General features: G+C 51.7%; 11 protein-coding genes. 4 read left to right on the forward strand and 7 right to left on the reverse strand.

Annotated elements, in window-relative coordinates:
• Positions 1 to 53: 53 nt before the first annotated feature.
• Together ABD892_RS25675 and ABD892_RS25680 are read left to right on the forward strand one after the other, a co-directional pair.
• The gene (locus ABD892_RS25675; protein ID WP_345199190.1) at positions 54 to 371 is read left to right on the forward strand and encodes a hypothetical protein; all 318 of its coding nucleotides are present in this window, start codon (positions 54 to 56) and stop codon (positions 369 to 371) included.
• Between the two features lie 169 nt (positions 372 to 540).
• Entirely contained in the window at positions 541 to 1821 is a 1281-nt protein-coding gene (locus tag ABD892_RS25680) for an alpha/beta fold hydrolase (RefSeq protein WP_345199192.1), read from the forward strand.
• A gap of 24 nt (positions 1822 to 1845) precedes the next feature.
• Here ABD892_RS25680 and ABD892_RS25685 read toward each other — a convergent pair whose 3' ends face one another.
• Positions 1846 to 2715, reverse strand: a complete 870-nt coding sequence (locus tag ABD892_RS25685; RefSeq protein ID WP_345199194.1) for a class I SAM-dependent methyltransferase — start codon at positions 2713 to 2715, stop codon at positions 1846 to 1848.
• Positions 2716 to 2859: 144 nt separating this feature from the next.
• On the opposite strand from ABD892_RS25685, the gene ABD892_RS25690 reads away from it, so the two are divergent.
• Positions 2860 to 4218 (forward strand): bifunctional DedA family/phosphatase PAP2 family protein, encoded by a 1359-nt coding sequence (locus tag ABD892_RS25690; protein WP_345199195.1) that lies wholly within the window; start codon positions 2860 to 2862, stop codon positions 4216 to 4218.
• Positions 4219 to 4227: 9 nt separating this feature from the next.
• Here ABD892_RS25690 and ABD892_RS25695 read toward each other — a convergent pair whose 3' ends face one another.
• The 6 genes from ABD892_RS25695 to ABD892_RS25720 all read right to left on the reverse strand — a co-directional run bounded on the left by ABD892_RS25695 (position 4228) and on the right by ABD892_RS25720 (position 13820).
• Positions 4228 to 5028, reverse strand: a complete 801-nt coding sequence (locus ABD892_RS25695; protein WP_345199197.1) for an SDR family oxidoreductase — start codon at positions 5026 to 5028, stop codon at positions 4228 to 4230.
• An 81-nt stretch (positions 5029 to 5109) separates the two neighbouring features.
• Positions 5110 to 5847 (reverse strand): ferredoxin--NADP reductase, encoded by a 738-nt coding sequence (locus ABD892_RS25700; RefSeq protein WP_345199198.1) that lies wholly within the window; start codon positions 5845 to 5847, stop codon positions 5110 to 5112.
• Between the two features lie 76 nt (positions 5848 to 5923).
• Positions 5924 to 8059 (reverse strand): two-component system response regulator, encoded by a 2136-nt coding sequence (locus tag ABD892_RS25705; RefSeq protein ID WP_345199199.1) that lies wholly within the window; start codon positions 8057 to 8059, stop codon positions 5924 to 5926.
• 7 nt (positions 8060 to 8066) lie between these two features.
• Positions 8067 to 8642 carry a chemotaxis protein CheB gene (locus tag ABD892_RS25710; RefSeq protein WP_345199200.1) on the reverse strand — a complete coding sequence of 192 codons (576 nt, stop codon included), beginning with the start codon at positions 8640 to 8642 and terminating at the stop codon, positions 8067 to 8069.
• Complete coding sequence (locus ABD892_RS25715; RefSeq protein ID WP_345199201.1) at positions 8639 to 9571, reverse strand: CheR family methyltransferase; 933 nt, start codon at positions 9569 to 9571, stop codon at positions 8639 to 8641. Before ABD892_RS25715 ends, ABD892_RS25710 begins: the two co-directional genes overlap by 4 nt.
• 52 nt (positions 9572 to 9623) lie before the next feature.
• Complete coding sequence (locus tag ABD892_RS25720; protein ID WP_345199202.1) at positions 9624 to 13820, reverse strand: response regulator; 4197 nt, start codon at positions 13818 to 13820, stop codon at positions 9624 to 9626.
• 547 nt (positions 13821 to 14367) lie between these two features.
• On the opposite strand from ABD892_RS25720, the gene ABD892_RS25725 reads away from it, so the two are divergent.
• Positions 14368 to 16011 (forward strand): ABC transporter substrate-binding protein, encoded by a 1644-nt coding sequence (locus ABD892_RS25725; RefSeq protein ID WP_345199203.1) that lies wholly within the window; start codon positions 14368 to 14370, stop codon positions 16009 to 16011.
• Positions 16012 to 16075: the final 64 nt, after the last annotated feature.

Genomic DNA, 16075 nt, shown 5'->3' on the forward strand with positions numbered 1-16075 from the left:
TCCCGCACGCTCTCACCGACAATAGCGTCCGTGCCTGTACCGGAATGACGACCATGATTGAAAGCCGTACCCCCGCCCACGTCTCCTATGCCCTGATTGCCCTGAGCATTCCGACGGCCTTTCCTATGCTGGTCGCTGTTATCATGGCCTACGTCTACCGTGCCCGGACGGATGACGCCCTGCTCTATGCCCACTATACGTGGCAGATCAGAACCTTCTGGATCAACCTGCTATTGGCGATTATCGGCCTGGGCCTGACCCTGCTGCTGATCGGTTACCTGATCCTGTTTCTGAACCAACTCTATCTCTTGTATCGTTTGGTGGTGGGATGGTACCGGTTATCACAGGAACGTTATCCGGTTGAGTGGTAAATCGTGATAATGAAAGCATACGCTATCTGACAGACAACACGGAGGAGCAGCGAGGGTATACACATCAACAGAAAATGTATACTATCCAACACTATCGTACCAATGGATATTCGGTACAACACAACAATAAGAAACCACTGCCAAAAAGTGGTCCGTCAGGGACAATATCATGGAATATACCCGCTCCTTCAGTCCTCGCATGTTGGACGCAGAGCCTGTCTCCATCGAGTTCGGGCAATGGCTGTTGCAATACCAGGCCTTTTCCAATCCCGCTAACGATCATCGTACACCGGTTGTTTTCCTTTCCGGAGCGTTTCAGAACTTTCGCAGTTTTCGACATGAAGTCGAAGTATTTCTACAGGATTTCCCGGTTATTCTGCTGGATCTGCCCTCCCAGGGCTCCAATCCGCAACTGGTGCCTGACCTGTCGCTGGAGGATATGGCCTGTCTACTGAAAGGATTCCTGGATGTCTGCAGTGTCGAACGTATCAACCTGATCGGTATTTCCTACGGTTCTCTGCTTGCCAGCCTGTTTGCCACCGAGTTCCCGGAACGCATCGAGAAACTGTTGCTCAGTGGCACCACGCCCATGGGCCGTCCTGCCCTGATGCGCACGCTGGAAGAATCCCTGCATCTCTGCCGGGAAGGGCGTATCAAGGAATTCGCCGCAGGTTGCGTCACCACTATGATCAACCACTACCATGTGGAACAAACCGGATTAGGAAGGACTCACCAGAAACTGCTGTTTCGCCAGGTTTCCCGTCTGGATGAAGCCGAGCGCGAACGCTTTCTTCAGAACACACAGCGTCTGATTGATTTCAAGGGCTTCGATAAATACCCGCAATGCCCCACACTGGTCGCTACCGGTGAATACGATCATTTTACACTGCCCTGTGAAAACGCAGCCTTTGCCCTGCGCTGCCCTCGATCAACGTTCGCATTGATACACAATGCTGATCACATGAGTATCTTTGCCCGCAGGGAAGGTACCTGCCGCTTGTTTTACCATTTCCTGACCGGTCGACCACTCAGTAGCTGCAAGGATTTTCAGGTCATGAATCGGGTCGCCATGATCACCATGGAGCGACGGATCAGCCCCCGGCTGGTCCCCATTCGTAACGGCGCCTGTATCCTGAAAACAGAGAGTGGTGAAAAAATCGCAGCCCGCATTGACGATATCAACTTCTTTGGCACCCGGCTGTCACTGAAAGAAAACCGCACACTGAACTTGGACGAACGCAATCTCGAATTGCAGATTGACAGTATCGGCGTATCACTATCCGTTCACATCCTTGAGCAGGATGATGAGCAATTGCGGGGCCACTTTATTCATATTGACCTGCAAACCGCAGAGCGGTTCAGGCAGTATCTCAACGATGACAGCTATTTTATGGACCAGCAGCCATTAGCGCTGTTTGAGGAAGAGTTTGTCGCCGATATTGCCGGATAACCTTCAGTCAGGAAGCCGTCGTCATCAGACAGCGGCTTCCACAATCCTCACGGCGCTGGGAATCTCAAGCTTTTTCAAGGGCAGACTGTCGTAATAGCTGGCCGGGTTATGCACCTTGATCTCGGCAAATCCACACCCGGCAAACCCGACTTCTATTTCCTGGTCATCACGATAATGCAATGGGTACCCCCCTCGGGTTAATAAACCCACGACCTTTTGGGCAAACTGCACCCAGCGATAGAGAGGATGTTCCTGAAGGTCCGGATAAATTTCAGTCAGGTAAATGCCCTTGGGAAACGTCACCAGATTATCTGCCAGCCGTTTCCAGAAATCAGTAATCACCGGTAATTCAAAATAGTTCACCAAACCTTCGGTAATGACCAGTACCGGCTTGCTGGAATCCAGACTGGAAAACAATACCGAGAGGCTGTCTGCACCTTCCTGCGCCAGAATATTGCATTCAGCCACCTGATGCTGGTCAGACAACAGCCCATGCTGCGAAAGATAGCGGCGTTTTCTGGCGGCCATCTCCGGTAAGTCGGCTTCAATATAGCGCAGGGAGTGAGCATATTTCCGCATGAAACAGGCGCCCCTCGGCGACATGCCTGCCGCGATCTCAATGACCTGGCAAACACCTTGCTGCTCAATGGCACGGGAAAGCAGTTCATCAATGATGAGATGTCGCTCCAACAGAAATGTTTCAATATCTGCCCCGGCGACAGCGCGAATCAAGGCATTCACCGGCGCCAGCGCCCCATAGCTCAATTTTCCTTTAAACGAGTAGAGTTCTGGTAACGACAAACCGTGACGAAACCAGACGTGACCGGTATAAAGTGCGCTAATACTGATACGGGAAGTATCCGCGTCAGGGGAGAAATTTGCAGACGGAGACATCATAGTCTTCTTTATATACGCTTTTATCATTATTTTAAGGGCGAGCATAACGAGGCGTGATTAAGCACGCAAGTTCCGATTAAGCAGTGGAAAGAGACCCATGACACAGCGTTTGCCTGTTTACGTGGTTCCGGCAGGTACCGTATGGATCTAACCGACATCCAGCCCATGCTGGAGTGGCTTCGCAGCCACCACGAGTGGCTTGCCATCAGCATTATGCTGATCGCCCTGGTTGAATCCCTGGCCATTGCCGGCATTATTCTGCCCGGTGTGGTGATGCTGTTCGGCGCAGCAACCATTGCCGGGAGCGGTGTGCTGGATGTCTGGACAACCCTCATTGCCGCCTTCATTGGTGCAGTGCTTGGGGATGGCATCAGTTTCATCCTGGGCAGGGTGTTCCATCGCCATATCGCCAACTGGTGGCCATTTACCCGACATCCCCAGTGGCTGGAGGATGGCGAGCAGTTTTTCCATCGACATGGTGGAAAAAGTATTGCTTTTGGCCGTTTCATCGGGCCGGTCAGGCCCATTATCCCGCTCGTGGCCGGGATGCTGGATATGCCCGCAACCCGCTTTTACGTCGTCAATATTATCTCTGCCATGGCCTGGGCACCTGTCTATATTCTGCCGGGCTACCTGGTCGGCGCATCCATGCAGGTGTCGCCGCCGGTTTCCGAGGATGTGTTGATTATCCTCGCCATGCTTTTCGGCAGCAGTCTGTTTTTTGCCTTCATGAGTGGCTATATCCATGACAAGATTCAGTCACCGGATAATCTGTCAATAGCTTCCGACAGACTGTTTATCAGTGGACGCTATTTGATGGTGGCCAGTGGCATCAGCCTGATTCTGATTACCTGCCTGGTCGTCATTGGCGAACTGAAATTTGCCAATGCCGCCATTACCCAATGGCTGGTGTTCAACCATACCGGTCTGATGAACCAGATCATGGTGGCCATTACGCTCATCGGGAATCATGAAGTTCAACTGGTCTGGCTTGGGCTCGCCGCTATCTGGCTTATCATCAACCGGCAATGGAAGCTGGCACTTGCGTTATGCATTCTCATTACGGGGGTCGAGAGCGTATTGTGGTTGATGAAATGGGGACTGGATATGAACCGTCCCGATAATCCTGCAGAACTGGTTCGCTTCTCTTTTCCCAGTGGCCATACGACATTAACGACATTTCTGTCACTCTGGTTCGCCCGCTACATCGCTCTGGCTATTCCCGAGGTTAAACGCCCCTGGATCTGGAGCATCGGTATCATCATTGCCATGCTGGTTGGTTTTTCACGGCTGTACCTCAGTGTGCACTGGACAACCGATGTCCTGGGAGGCGTGGCACTGGGCACGCTGGGCTTTTCAATCTGGCTCATTACCTGTGGCCGGTTCTCCGACACCGAGCCTCCCCAACACCCTGTAATTCTGGTAACAACCCTGCTGATCATCAGCACTGTAATGATTGCCCTGATATTTCCTGCAGCACGCACGATCTATCTTGGTTAACGCTTGGGACTACATACCACCAATTCGATGGGCAAGGTAACGCTCAAAAAAGACTGGAAAAAAGCGGGCAAATAATCGAGCCCGCCAATCCACATTGGACAGGAGCAACAAACGTTTGCGTTTGATTGCGCCTACAAAAATCTCTTCTGCGACATCCGCAGGAGAGGCCGTTTTACCACTCAGAGTGAAAGGCTTTTTGACAATACCACCATCCCCCTGCAAGGCGTTCTTATAAATATCCGTTGCCGTAAACCCAGGGCAGACCATCATGACATCCACACCACGATCAATCAGCTCAACCCTTAAGCAGTTAAACAAACCATGCAGTGCATGCTTGCTTGCACTGTAGGCACTCCGAAACCGCAATGGCGCAAAGCCAGACATACTGCTCATGGTAATCACCAGACCATGGCTTTGGAGGAGCGCTGGCAACGACTCCCGGGTACAATAAAGTGCTCCGAAATAATTGACAGCCATCAGACGATGATGAACCTCAGCGTCGGTGTCTTCAAACAGGCTTCGGTGGGTGATACCGGCATTATTGACTAATACATCAATGTGCTGAAAGTCTTCCACGATTCGATTCATCGTTTCATGGACGCCCTTCTGATCACTAACATCACACACGTATCCACGTGCCTGAATACCCCGACTTTCCAAATGATCCACACACGTCGCAATCTGTTCACGGTTAAGATCGATCAAGGCGATGCGCGCGCCGGCCATACCAAAACGCTGACTCAATGCCCGGCCGATGCCGGCACAGGCGCCCGTAATCACAACAGTCTTGTTTCTGAACGAGTGCGCCATCATCAAACTCCCTGCTTACGGTAGGGTTATTATTATCGAAATTGATCAATCTGCCTGCCTGACAGTTAATCCGACTACTGGCTAGCGTGAAAACGTGTACTTCTCCCGCTTGATCTGACGAGACCCAAACCCTGCGTCACTAAGCCAGGCCACGGCATCATCAATCATGGAGGGATTACCACAGAGAAACGTAAGATCCCGTTCAGGGGATAAGTCCAGATGGGCGAAGCGTGTCTGAACATAACCAGGATATTCTTGCATCCCTGCATCCGGATTCGCTTCCCGGCTGAAGCAAAGCTCAAACGTCACCTGTTCAAATTGTGACGCCAGCGAGGTGAATTCTTCACGATAAATCACATCCTTCCTGTGCCTGGTGCCCATCAGGATATGGAGTGCTATCCCGCTGGCAGCGAGCCTTTCCAGCTGTGGCAGCATGGCGCGATAAGGCGCCATGCCTGTGCCAGTGCCAATCAGAACCAGACGTTCTGGCAGGCTGTCCGGCAAGACCAGAAGTCCGAAAGGACCACTGATACCAAAGTGCTCTCCCGGCACTGCTTCCTGAAAACGGCGACTGGCACGACCATCCGGCAACAACGCAATGGCAATATCAATCTGACGCGTCGATTGAAAGACACCAGGCGCACTGGCAATGCTGTAGCTGCGCTTGAGGTTTTCACCATCAAGCTCAAACTGAATGGAAACAAACTGTCCGGCCTGAAACGAAAAGCTGTCATCAGCAAGCTGAAAGGTCAGTTGCAGCGTATCGTCTGATAGCTGTGTCTTACTGAGCAGCTCAGCTTCAAATACAGGCCGGGGCATGGAGAACTCCGTGGCTTATGAAACAGGGTATTCCATAAGAATGCGGGATATCATTCGGCTGTCAACTCTCGCCTCATCATCCGCTGCTGTTTTTACCCGGCATCACAACCGTATCTTCCAGTCGTGTGACAGGATTGGCTGCGCCCAGCAACAGGCCCTGCCCACGGTCATAACCGAGATCCCTGACAAACGCCAACTGGGCTTCACTGTCAATGCCTTCAGCCACCGTCTTAATACCCATATCCTTGGCCAGAAAGGTCATGGCACGAATAATTCCTTCAGTCGCGCTGTCACGCCCGATTTCATGAATAAAACCAGGATCAATCTTGACCACATCAACAGTGAGTCGGCGCAAATAGTTCAGTGCAGATGTCCCACTGCCGAAATTATCCAGTGCTACATGGACACCGACCTTTCTCAGTGCTTTCAAGTCATTAACCACTTTGCCAGGGATTTCGTTCAGGAAGCGCTCTGAGATTTCTATCTCCATGACCTGGGGATCAATATTCTGCTGCTCCAGCAAAGCTTCAATCATGGCCTGAATATTGACATCCTTACACTGGCTTAAGGATAAATTCATCGCCAACAGCGTGTGTTTTCGACCTGGATCGGCATGGCGCCACTGTGCCATTTCACGGCTGGCATTATTCAACACCCACTCCCCGAGCGACGTCATTTGCCGTAGCTCTTCCACCAACGGCAAAAACTCATCCTGCAGGCGTAATCGGCCATCGTAATCCCAGCGTACTTCAGTCTCAAAGCCAATCACGCGCCCGGATTCCAGCGCTACCATCGGCTGATAAAACAGCTCAAAATTCCCGCGCTGCAAATCCGTCTTGAGAGCCTGTTCCATAAAAGCCTTGCGGCGGTTCTCTTCCCGCATCGTATCCGTGAAATACTGGTATCCCCTGCGGCCATTCTTTTTGGTGACATACATGGCCGTATCCGCAGCCTTAACCAGCTCATCTGGCTCTCTACCGCATTCGGGCCAAACAGCAATGCCGACACTGGTACTGACATGCAGCTCACGCCCTCCAATAGGATGCGGACGACAAACGGCTTCCACTATTTTTTCCGCCACCAGCTTCACATCGTCAGGTCTGGCGACATCATCAAGTACAACGGCGAACTCATCCCCTCCGAGACGCGCGACAAGGTCACCACGGCGAACACTCTGCTGTAACCGCTCCGCCACACTTTTCAACAATTCATCACCCACATCATGACCCAGACTGTCGTTAATGGGCTTGAAGTGATCCAGATCCAGATAAAAGACTGCCGTGATATGTTGGCTGATTTCACTACGCGTAATGGAGGCCATCAGGAATTCCATAAACAATGTCCGGTTGGCCAGTCCGGTCAAACCATCATATTTCGCCATTTTCAGAAGATGTTCTTCAAGCTTCTTGCGCTCAGTAATGTCCTGAAAAACCAGCACGCCCCCCATGACGGTGCCATTTTCTGTCTGTGTGGGAGAAGCACTGAACTCCACAGGAAGACTGCCACTTTCCCCCTGTTTCAGCGCCGATGTTTTGGAGAAAATACTGTCTGGCTCGCCATCACCCGCCATCCACTGTTGAATAATGTCTTCAATCCCCGGTTCCACAAAAAAGGGAATGATGGATGTGCCCAGTAGCATTTGCTCATCCTGCTGTAACAACTGGCACGCTGCAGGGTTGGCAAAGGTGATGCTGCCTTCTGGGTCAATACCAAGAATCCCTTCCGCCGCACAATCCAGCAGCAGGTGGTTTTGTTCACTCAGTGCACGGAGCTCTGTTGCCAGATCTTCCAGTTCCCGCCGCTGTTTATCGAGTTGAAGAAAGACACGGACCTTGCTCAGAAGAATGTCTTTATTCACCGGCTTATACAGATAATCCACCGCCCCGGACTCATAACCTTCTGTGACATGCTTGTCTTCCTTGCTGATGGCTGTCACAAAAATAATTGGGATGGTTTCCGTCGATTTATTGTCACGCAGGAAACGAGCGGTTTCGAAACCGTCCATGACCGGCATCTGGACATCCAGCAGGATCAGGGCAAACTCGTGCCTGAGCACCAGGCCCAGCGCCTCTTCGCCAGACAACGCCTTAAATATCTCCGCACCCACAGGCTTAAGGAGTTTTCCCATAGCCAGCAGGTTTTCCGGTTTATCATCCACCACCAGAATCTTCGGTAACTTCGCTTCCTGCGTGTTTTCTTCCATGTCGTCCATAAGACGGTTACAGTCCTGTCAGTTCATTCAGGCGGGTCGCCAACGCTGGCAACGCCATCACCCCATCAACGTCTGTATCGGCAAGAGTGGCCTTGGGCATTACCTCATGTTCCGCCGTCGCCGGATCCTGGACCAACACAAGTCCGCCCCGCTGCTTGATTTGCCGGGCGCCTGCACTGCCATCCCGATTGGCGCCAGTCAGTACCACGCCGATCAGGTGAGAACCATAAGCCTCAGCCGCCGACTCAAATAAAACATCCACGGATGGCCGTGAATACGTCACTTTTCTGTCGACACACAGGCTGATACTGCAATCTTCTTCAATCAGCATGTGATAACCCGGTGGTGCCAGATAGATATGCCCGTTTTCAACAGGCTCCTGGTCCTCTGCAAACGTGACGGGCAGAGAACTGCTTTTATTCAAATAATGGACAATACCGTCATCCGCTTCGGCATCAATATGCTTGACCACAAAAACCGGCACGGGAAACGCCGGCTGCAATCCGCTGAACAACACCTTCAGGGCTTCAATTCCTCCCGCTGAAGCACCAATGACGACGGCAGAAAAGGCATGTTTCCTCATTCTGCCACCGCTTTTTTCCGATAGATTTTCTGGTAGATATCCACCGTTTCATACATGGTATCAATGTCAGAAAAGCGAATACTTTCCCGCGTCCCCAGACATAACATGCCTTTAGGGCAGAGGCTGTCATTAAACAGTTTGAACACCCGGTTTTTCAGGTTCCGGTTGAAATAAATCAATACATTACGGCAAATGATCAGGTGCATCTCGCCAAACACGCCATCGGTCACCAGGTTATGGTTGGCAAACGTCATATTGGCAGAGAGACGACGGTGAAATTTCAGGGAGCTGTAACGCTGATGGTAATAATTGCTTAACACCTCTCCACCACCTGATTTCATATAATTCTCTTCATAAAGAGGAAGGTTTTCCGTGTGATAAATCCCCCTGCGGGCAATCTGTAATGATTCTTCATTGAGATCCGTGGCGTAGATTTGCGCCCGGTCAAGGATGCCCGCCTCATCCAACAGAATGGCCATTGAGTAGACTTCCTCACCGGTTGCGCATCCCGCATGCCATATCTTGATAAAAGGCCAGGTTTTCAACCAGGGGATCACTTCTTCCCGAAGCTTCAAAAAGAAAGCCGGATCCCGAAACATCTCCGTCACGGTAACCGACATATGCCTCAATAGCAGTGCAAATACAGAGGCATCATGCAGCACACGGGGAATCAGCTCAGCAATGTGCTCACAGCCGATGTCATCCCGGAATTCCCGGATACGACGCTTTAGCGATGCGGGTGCATAATCATGAAAATCATACCCATAATGCTGTTTTACGGCATCCAGCAACAGCCTGATTTCCAACGCATCCAAAGCTCTGGCTTCATTCTGGGAATCAACGTCATCCAGATTTTCCAGCAAAGCATCACGGTCTGTTGGCATTAACAGATTTGACAGCGTTTCAGCCTCGTCCTTCCTCTCATCCACAGAGACAGATTCCCTTCAAAATACGATGTCCGATCAATACAGATCCAGGCGACTACTCGGCGCCGTCCGTTTTTTGCTGCAACCAGAGCTTCAACATGGCCACCATCTTTTCCATATCAATCGGCTTGGTCATATAGTCATTGGCGCCGGCTTCAATACACTTCGCCCGGTCATCGGACATCGCCTTCGCCGTCAGTGCAATCACCGGCAGGTTCTTGAAGCGGGGATGAGCCCTGATCCGGCGGGTGGCTTCATACCCATCCATCACCGGCATCATGATATCCATCAATACCAGTTCTACATCCGGTTCTTTTTCCAGTTGCTGTAGCGCCAGCTCACCATTGTCAGCCAGCACTATTTCCAGATGGTATTTCTGCAGGGCCTTGGACAGGGCGAAAGTATTACGCAGATCATCATCCACCAGCAGTATCTTGCGGCCTTTCAGGGCACTGTCATCAACCGCTGCCGGCTTCGCCACCGGTTTTTTGGGTTTCCCGGGCTGAATACTGTGCAGGAAGAGATTGACCTCATCGACCAGGCGATCTTCAGAATGCTCGCCTTTCATAACCATGGTACCGGCGAACTCTGCCAGCTCCCGGTGTTCTTCACGATCAATTTCCCGCGATGTATTGATAATGACCTGGGGCATGCTTTCCCCCAGCTGATCATGCAATTCATGCAGCAATGCCGTGCCATCTTCATCCGGAAGATCAATATCAATGACAAGGCAGTGGTACTGTGTTTTTTTCAGTGCTTCTCTCAAGTCATGGCCATTGACCACCACATCAGTTTCAATATCCCGACTTTCCAGCATGGCAATGGTTTTTTCACGACTCTCTTCATCAGCATCTATGATCAGGACTTTTTGTATTTCATGCGCGCGCTTCTTCTCCAGCTTGCCAAAGAGGTTATGCAGCTGCTCTTCAGAAACGGGTTTCTTTAATAGTGCCGTCGCGCCTTTGCGTAATAGAGAACTATCCAGTTCACGCCCTGAAATGATATGAACGGGCATGTTGTGATTCCCGGTTTGCTGTTTCAGCAGCTCAAGAACGTGTTCACCCTCCATATCAGGCAAACCAAGATCCAGAATGACCGCCTGGGGATGCACTTTCTGGGCAATCTCAAGCGCATCTTTGCCTGAATGCGCGGTCATGCATTCATAGCCTGAGCTCTCGGCGACTTTTTTCAGTACAGCCGCAAATGTCTTGTCGTCTTCCACAATCAGCAAAGGCCGGTCAGAACCGTCTGGCTTCATTTCAACCGGTTGGGCACTGGCTGTTTTCTCTGTTGAAACCGTTGCGATGGCTGGCGAGTCATTCGACTCAGGCAACGCTATCATGTCCTCATCCCTATCAACGTCGGAAGTCTCATCGTCCGCTGCCTGTCTAGGCATATCCGCCAGATATAGCGTGAAGGTCGCCCCCTTGCCGGCCTCACTGGTGATTTGCATCTCACCGCCCAGCAATACGGACATTTCACGGGAGATAGAAAGACCCAGTCCGGTTCCGCCATATTTCCGGCTCGTAGACCCATCCGCCTGCTGGAACGCTTCAAATATCGCGGCCTGTTTCTCTGGCGGGATACCGATACCGGTATCTTTCACAGCAAAGCCAATCACATATTGACTGTTCTGGAGGTTTTCACTGGTAAACTGAACGTCATCCCCTGGTTTAAAAATCCGCAACGTGACACTACCTTCTTCCGTGAACTTGATTGCGTTGGACAACAGATTCTTAAGGACCTGCATTAAACGCTGGCCATCCGAATGGATATAGTCCGGCAGGCCGGGGTCACAGGTCACGATATAATCAAGTCCCTTGTTTTCAGCGACAGCACTGAACTGATCCCGCATCTGACGCTCAACCGATTCCAGCAACACATCTTCCAGATTCAGGATCAGCTTACCGGCTTCAACCTTGGAGAGATCGAGAATATCATTAATCAGGTTGAGCAGATCATGGCCCACCTTATCAATAACCTGCGCCGATTCCACCTCATCCTCAGACAGGTTGCCCTCATCGTTGTCCGCCAGCATCCTGGCCAGAATCAGCATGCTATTGAGGGGCGTTCTCAGCTCATGGGACATGTTGGCGAGAAACTCTGACTTATAGCGGCTTGCTTCCTCCAGCTCTTTCGCCTTGGTTTCCAGACTGAGACGTGACTCTTCAATTTCCGCATTCTTGATTTCAATCTCGGCTTTTTGCCGGAACAGGGATTCCGTCTTTTCCTCCAGCTCCGTATTGGCCCGCTGCAGCTCCTCACTCTGACTTTTCAACTCTTCTTCAGACTCCCTGAGGATCCGGGTCTGATGTTCCAGTTCCTGGTTCGCCGTGCGTAAATCATCCTGTTGCTTGGTCAGCGCCTCAGTCTGGCGTGTGGTTTGCTCCAGCAGCTCCTGAACCCGCTCCCGCGCCTGTACACGGTTCAAAACAATGGCAATGCTTTCCAGCGACGCATCAATAAACTGCTGGGCACGATCATCAATATTGCCCAGCAGCCCAAACTCCAATACGCCTTTCACATTGTCATCGAACACTATCGGGATAACCAATACGCGGTCAGGTTGGCTGGAGCCCAAACCTGAGGCAATAGGGAAATAGTCATCCGGCACATTGACATACATTGTCTGCCGGTCTTCGGCCGCCTGCCCCGGCAATCCCTCCCCGATGACAAAGGACACTGGATGTGCACTGGACATGGTGTAAGCATAACTGCCCATCATCACCAGTCGGTTTCGTTCCGTCAGCACGTACATGGCGCCCACCTGAAAGCGCAGGTAACGGCACATGAAACTCAAGGTATTCTGGCAGAGCTCGGTAATTGACAGTTCACCCCGTAACGCCTCGTTCAAGCCGGTGATTCCACTCTGCAGCCAGTTCCTGGCTTCATTTTCAGCGCTGACCCGTCGCAGCTGCTCGGTCATAATGCTGAAACTTCGACTCAACTGCCCAATTTCATTCTGCTGATCAATCACTTCCCCTTTAACGTACTCCCCCGAGGCAACACGGTTTACCCAGCCATTGATCCTGACCAGCGGCTGCGCAATCCGGCGCGTCGATATCATGGAAATCAGGAGCACAACAAGGCTGGTAATCACCAACACTGTAAAAAACTGGTTCCTGAACCGGGTGACAGGCATTAACGCATCATCCAGGTTCACTTCGGTCAACAGAACCATGGGGGTTCCCATGATCTCCATATGCCGGTAAACCCCGAGCACCATATCGCCTCGGTAGTTACTGTATGTCTTGATATGGGCTATGGGTGTGCCATCATTCATATCTTCCAGAATGTCATCATCACTCTCATGGTCGTGCTCATCATCATTCATGACCGCATGATTGTGTTTCTCTCCATGCTCATCCCGGCGGCTCCTGTACTCGGTAAGATGCTCGAGCGATTCCGTATATTCGCCACTAACAGGGTCAATATGATTCAGCCAGTCCACCACAGCGGCTGTATTAATTCGCTGCCCATAGAACAGACCTTCCTCTTCCGCCCAGAAGCGAACCTTCCCATCCACGCCTACAATGTACGATGATACATGGTCACCGGTATCCACTCCCTGGTGGAGTAGCAGTTTGAGATCATCTTGAGACCGCGTTTGCACCGCAATCGTACCGGCGACTTCCCGCTCTTCATTGATCAGTGGCATGACAAAAAAGCTGACGACTTCGCCGCCTAACGGCTCATAAGGTTCCAGATCGGAATAATGCGGCTCACCGGATTCCAGCACCTGTTTGACGCTAGTGCTCAACCGGGTATCGGACAGGACACCATCAAACAGGTTTTCACCCAGATCCCGGTATTTATGAATGGTATAGAGAACGTTGCCTTTCTCATCAATCAACAGAATATCGGAGTATTTGAAGAAATAGAGGAAATCCACAAATTCACGGGCATGCCAGTCCACGACTTCCTGGTACTGGATACCGGCAAGGTACTCCCTCAGGGGAAGATCGGAGATTTCCCAGCTGCTTTTCAGATCCAGAAGGAAGTCCGTTGCCTGTCCCGCCCGAAAGAACAGGTTGGTAATGACGCTGTCATGGTAATTATTGATTTGCCGGGACAGGAGCAGGTTCACATGGGCGAGTTCATCATGCTTGTTACGGATGATACTGTTGCTGGCATTGTTGTATTCGATCAGCCCCACGATCGTCAGCGGTAACAAGGACAAACCGATAAACCAGGCCAGCAATGTACGTCCCAGCCCTTTGCGGTAGGTGTTCCAGTCATCCTTGCGCTTCATACTCGGTTTCCAGAAAGCCTTTTTCTACGGATTAATAGCCTTCTCTGGTTATCGGCATGGAAGCACCTGTCTACAGCCTGCAGTGATAGCGCGTTCTTACCCTGTCTGATTCATGCGCTTTGTCAAAAATCCTGCGGTTTATGCCTGTTTTGAGACAACTGAAACCACAAATATCTATTTCTGGACTTGCCAGCCTTCCCGACAAACCGATATATTGCTGCCAAGCCCTTAAATAACAATAAAAAAGCCCCTTTAGATAAGGATTTTCCAACCGGGTGCAACCTTAAGTCTGTCGAACAAAGGCAGGCGGCCGCTGCCTGCAGCGCAAAAGGATGCCGGTATTGATAGTCTTGACTGGGGGGACAGTTGCCCATCGGCAGTGATCCACACCTGAATCGCTGTAGTGCCAGAATCATGGCGCTCCTGCAGTACTCCCACCCCAAGAACCGGATCAGTGAACACTGATCTCACCGGCCCCTTTTCGTCAAATTCAGGCAGAGAAGAACGTAAAAACATTAACAACGATAACGGGTTAAGGCGATACAGAATGAAAAAGACGCTACTAACAAGCCTGATTCTGGCCACTTCGGCGACGCTGGCGGCTCTGCCGCTGACCGCTGCCCAGGCCGCTGAAGTGCCTGCCGGTGTCAAGCTGGCCAAGGTGCAGGAACTGGTTCGGGGGAATGGTGCGGAACCGGCATCGCTGGATCCGCAGAAGATTGAAGGCTCTCCGGGCTCCCGTATTGCCAAGGATCTTTTTGAGGGGCTCGTGTCTCAGGATGCCAATGGCAATATCATCCCGGCGGTTGCCGAGTCCTGGGAAGCATCACCGGATAACAAGGTCTTTACCTTCAAGCTCCGTAAAGACGCCCGCTGGTCTAATGGTGAACCCGTCACTGCCCATGATTTTGTCTATGGTTTCCAGCGTGCCGTGGATCCCAAGCTGGCGTCACCTTACGCTTGGTACATGCAGATTCCCGGTATTGTGAACGCGGACGCCATTATCGATGGCAAGAAAGCGCCTGATTCATTGGGTGTTGCCGCACTGGACGACCATACCTTCCAGGTCACTCTGAATAAGCCAATTCCGTTCTTCGTCAAACTGCTGGCACACCAGACCACCTTCCCGGCACCGCACAAGACCATCGAGAAATACGGTGAAACCTGGACCAAGCCCGGCCATATGGTGTCTAACGGCGCTTACACCCTGAAATCCTGGATCGTCAATGAACGTATTGTGCTGGAGCGTAATACCCAGTACTGGAACAACGCCAAGACCGTTATCGACAAGGTTTCCTACCTGCCTATTGAATCCGAGAACGCCGAACTTAGCCGCTATCGTGCCGGCGAAGTCGAAATGACCAATGGCAGCACCCCGATTCCACTGGAACACTTCAAGAAGCTCCAGAAGGAAATTCCGGATGAAATCCGCGTTAGCCCACAGATCGGTACTTACTACTACGAGTTCAACAACCGTCGTGCGCCGTTCAGTGATGCCCGGGTCAGAAAAGCCCTTTCCTACACCATCAACCGTGAAGCCATCGCCAACTTTGTCGTCGGTCAGGGTGAAAAGCCCACTTACAGCTTCACGCCGGATAACGTCAACAGTTTCGTCAAACCTGATCTGAACTGGGAAAACCTCAGCTATGACCAGCGTGTCGAGGCAGCCCGAAAGCTGCTGAGCGAAGCCGGCTACGACAAATCCAATCCGCTGGAAGTGACAATGCTCTACAACACCAGCGATGCCCACAAGAAAGTTGCCATTGCCATCGCCCAGATGTGGAAAAAGGCTCTTGGCGTCAAAGTCACCCTGGAAAACCAGGAATGGAAAACCTTCCTCGATACCCGTCGCGAAGGCAGGTTTGATGTTTCCCGCGCCGGCTGGATCGGTGACTACAATGAAGCCTCAACCATGCTCAGCCTGCTGATGACAGAAAACGGCAACAACTATGCCCGCTGGAGCAACACCGAGTATGACAACCTGCTGAACAAGGCCATGACGGTTGCTGACGAGAGCCAGCGTGCTGAACTCTACCAGCTGGCCGAACAGCTGATTGCCGAGGAAATGCCGGTAGCGCCGGTTTACCAGTATGTCACGGGCCGCCTGGTGAAAAGCTACGTTGGTGGCTACCCCATGAATAACCCGGAAGACAATGTACTGGCCAAAGATCTTTACATCATGGCCCACTGACCCCTGACACACTCTGCACAGCTCCCCCTTCCCTGGCCGGGAAGGGGCCTGACTCCCCAATCGG

It is taken from the genome of Kistimonas scapharcae (assembly GCF_039540975.1).
Lineage (GTDB): Bacteria > Pseudomonadota > Gammaproteobacteria > Pseudomonadales > Endozoicomonadaceae > Kistimonas > Kistimonas scapharcae.